This window comes from Nocardia sp. NPDC059228 (assembly GCF_042754245.1).
In the GTDB taxonomy this organism is placed as follows: Bacteria; Actinomycetota; Actinomycetes; order Mycobacteriales; family Mycobacteriaceae; genus Nocardia.
In genome coordinates this window covers 44,155-48,042 of the sequence record NZ_JBHZAL010000003.1, presented here as the reverse complement: position 1 = coordinate 48,042, position 3,888 = coordinate 44,155, and the positions used below count along the sequence as shown (strand labels likewise).

The following is a 3,888-nucleotide window of genomic DNA, read 5'->3' as shown; positions in this document are numbered from 1 at the left end:
GGCGAATTGCTATGTCGACCAACGGTTTCGGGCATCACGAAATAGACCTGGGTGCGCTCGGCTGACGAGGGCGCACCAGGCCGCGAAAGATCGCACCGCCCTGGGTGATTCGACGAATGCGCGGCGAATCCGCGCGTGATCCAACTAGTGCTCGAAGCGGCCGGGCCTACTGGCTCTCCGGCCGGGATGCGAGTGCCTCCGGGTCATCGCATCCGGGGTGTCCTGCTGCCGATCTCCTCCAACTGTCACCTGCATCACAGGGATGCCGTTCATGCATGTGGACACTAGGCGTTTACACAATAAAAAGGAACTTTTTCCCGAAAAAAAGTTGGACGAGCGTCTAGTTGGCCGACCGCCGCGCGCCGAGAACGCGATGAATGTGGGTACGACCACATGACAAGGCGGCGGTGTGACCGACCGCACTTTCGGATGTGGAGACTATGAGTCGAAACGTTGCAACTGCGTTGCATCGGCGCCCATGCGCCGATCCAGCACGCGAATCTTGGCCTCGATCTGCGCATACAGCGGAGACTCACGATCGACGGTGGCGCGATAGGCCGCCCACGCGGCCGCATCGTCACGGCCCTCGGCACCGGATGTCCACCGACTCATGACCGAAGCGTCGCCGGAACGTAATACGGCGGTGCGCAGACGCACTCGCAATTCATCGCGAATGTCTATAACTCCAGGCGCCGTGGAACGTGGCAGCACCGGACCCGCGTACAGCCGCACCGCCGAATCCACATCCCCGGAATCCAGCGCGGCGCGCAGCGCCTCCACATCCGTGGCGATCGGCACGCGCAGTCGATAGGGACGCGAACCGAACACATTCGACCCGACCACCGAACGCAAACGCGACATGGCCGCACGAATGGTGGCGTTGTCCAGATCCGCATCGTCCAGCAGCAACGCCAGGTGATCGGCCGACAGGCCCTCGGTGTGCTCGGCCAGCAGCAGCAGGATCTCGGCATGCCGCTGCGACAGGGGGACTCGCTCCCCCGCCACCGTCAGCTGCGGCTGCCCCAGCCCGAGCACCTCCAGGCCCAGCCGCTCCGGCGCCGGCGCATCGGCGTTCGAACGGCGATCCTGACCCGAACGGACCGCGGCCAGCAGCAGATCCATCTCCGCCGCCGTCGCGGCCGCCTTCACCAGCGCCAGGATCTCCGGGCGCGCCACCCGCACCCCGCCGGCAATCATCAGCACGCCCACCAGGCGGCCGTCCGGATCGTGCACCGGCGCCGCGGCTCCGGTGATCTGGTGCATGCGATGCAGGAAATGCTCCGGCCCGTGGATCCAGGCCGCGCGGCCGGTGCGCACCACCAGGCCCACCGCATTGGTGCCCACCCGGCGCTCGCTCAGGTCATTGCCCTCGCGCAGGCCCGCCTCCGCGGCCGCCTGCACCCGATCGGCATTGCCGTGCACCGAGAGCACGCGGCCGAACTGGTCGGCCACCACCACGATCAATCCGGTACTGGTCGCGTCGCGCAGTAATAGCTTGTCCACCAACGGCATGACCGAGGCGATCGGATGCGCGTCACGGTAACGCTCGAGGTCGGCGCCGCGCAGGCCACGACCGTCTCCGTCGTCCATCGGATCGACGCCGCCGCGCAGACTGCGCAGCCATGACTCGAGCACCATCGGCCGCAGCAGGCCGGGCAACTGCCCCAGTTGATCCCCGCCCACACTGAGATATCCGTGCGCCTGGGCGGCATATGTTTCGAGCGCCCCGAGCTGACTGCCCGGTTCGACGCCGTGGTTGGGTTGCCCACCACCTGCGAGATTGCTGACCATTTGCCTTTCTTTCCGCCCCAAAGAGTACCGGCGCACCGAAGACCTCAAGGCGGAAGCCGGACGTTTGTCCGACAGGTCACACGCCAACGGGCGCCTCACAAAATGTGAGCTACACAGCATTTTGTTAAACACGGCGTGTTCAGTGATAGCGCGGCACCCGCGCGTGGCTCCCCCGTCCGGGAGGGTTGCGGCGGCGCTGCGGACCGGTCACGGCCGCCCGCCGAGGCTCGAATCCCCTTGCGGTGAGCAGGGTTTCACGGCCGTGCGGTGCATCGAATGTACCGCCCCGCTCCGTGCGCTGTGTCAGGGTGGGTCCGTGGAGGACATCGACCCGACCGACCTCGACCGCTTCACGCACAGCTTCCCGCAGCCCGGGAGCAGCGTCGAATTCAGCTCGTCGGCAGGGTCGGCTCGAGCGCCGCCGCGCTGCGAATGCGGGCCGCACCCCACCACAGACCCGTCCCGTAGGCGACATCGTCCAACCGCCGGCACAGCACGTACCGGACCGGGTCCAGGCTGCCCGGCTCCCGGTGGGTGAACCAGTCCGCCAGGCCCTCGGCCATGGCCAGGGTGAACGCGATATGACGGACCCGCCGCGAGCACAGCATGCCCAGCAGCGTGATCGGCCAGTAGTGCCGGCACATGGCCGTGGCCAGCCGCCACACGCCGCCGGTGAAACCCCGCGTCAGATAGATGGCAGCCACCCGGGTCGGATTGTCCAGTCCGGCGAAGACCCGGCGTAGCCGGACCAAGGTGGCGCTCAGCATCAGCAGACCGCCGAACACGCCCCAGCGCGACATCGTGCCCAATAGCACCGCGGACACCGCGGTCCAGATCGGCAGCGACAGCGGCGCGGCCAGGCCGGGATGCCGCTGGGCCAGCGGCGCGACACCGGTCCCGTGGGTGACCTTGTGGACGAACCACTTTCGCAGTGACACCGGATTGCTGTGCGCCACCCGCGCGGCCGGTTCGTAGCGCAGCCGCCAGCCCGCGCGGTCCAGCCGCCAGCACAGGTCGACATCGCCGCCCGCCGCCATGGTCTCGTCGAACCCGCCCTCGCCGAGTAGCGCCAGCCGGCGCACCAGCACCGCCGAACTCGGCACGTACGGCACCGGGCCGTGCGCGTGCACCGCCGACTCGCGGCGGCCGCGATGCACCGAGCCGCGGGTGTGCTCGTAGCGGGCCAGCAGGGTGGAGTCCGGATCCATGGCCAGGATGCGCGGGGCTACCAGCGCCACCTTGGGATCGCTGAAGTGCCCGAGCATGACCTCCAGCCAGCCGGTGCGGGGCACCACCTCCGGGTCCAGGAAGGCCACGAATTCGGTTGCCGCGGCCTGTAATCCGAAATTGCGGGCGGCGGCCGCCCCGTACCGGCGATCCCGGCGCAGCACCGTGATCCGGCAGCGGCTTCTGGCATCCGGGATCTGCACCGGCTGATCCGAGCCGTCGTCCACCACGATCACCGTGTGGCCGCGCAGCGCCGACAGCAGCCGGGACAGCTCGGGGGCATTGTTGTGCACCGGGACGATCACGGTGACGTCCTCCAGCGACGGCAGCAGCCGCGGGCGCGGATTCGCGACGCCGGAATCGAGAAGACGTCTGGCAACCCGAGCCGACGCGGGGTCGGTCACCTCGAGGTACCCGTCACCGATCAAGGCCGCAGCTTCCGGGGCGAGCCGCAGCAACCTCGTCGGCGTACCGCCGACCAGGAGCCGTCCACCGGAATAAGTGCGCACCCTGGGATCGATTCGCACCCCGAAACCATCGGGAAGGCGATCATGGCGCATTCCCGAATGCTAAGTCAGCCAACCACTGGCAATGATGATTGGCGCGCTGTGTCTAATTGCCCTCCGCTTCGCTCCGGGGCGGGTTCGCGGCCCGGAGGTCTCGATTCTTCCCTCCTCCGCTCCTCCGCTTCGCTCCCCCACTCCAAGGCGGAGGTCTATCAAGCCGCAGTCCAGAATCGAGACGGCCGCGAACCTCCGGGTGAGCTTCCGACAGGTTCTCGAGAAATGGGGAATCTCGGGCCGGGATTCGGCCTTGCCCGCGCATCGGACCGTAGCTCGACGGCGGATGCGGGGAGCGCTCTACACTGCG

2 protein-coding genes are annotated in these 3,888 nt (G+C 68.0%); both read right to left on the bottom strand.

The genetic code is table 11. The annotated features are described in order from the left end of the window. Positions 1-438: 438 nt before the first annotated feature. Positions 439-1,791 (bottom strand): GAF domain-containing protein, encoded by a 1,353-nt coding sequence (locus tag ACFXKA_RS06590; RefSeq protein ID WP_354836462.1) that lies wholly within the window; start codon positions 1,789-1,791, stop codon positions 439-441. A gap of 389 nt (positions 1,792-2,180) precedes the next feature. Continuing rightward, a complete protein-coding gene (gene mftF / locus ACFXKA_RS06585) occupies positions 2,181-3,578 on the bottom strand; it encodes a mycofactocin biosynthesis glycosyltransferase MftF (protein WP_354836464.1) in 1,398 nt (465 codons plus the stop codon). Positions 3,579-3,888: the final 310 nt, after the last annotated feature.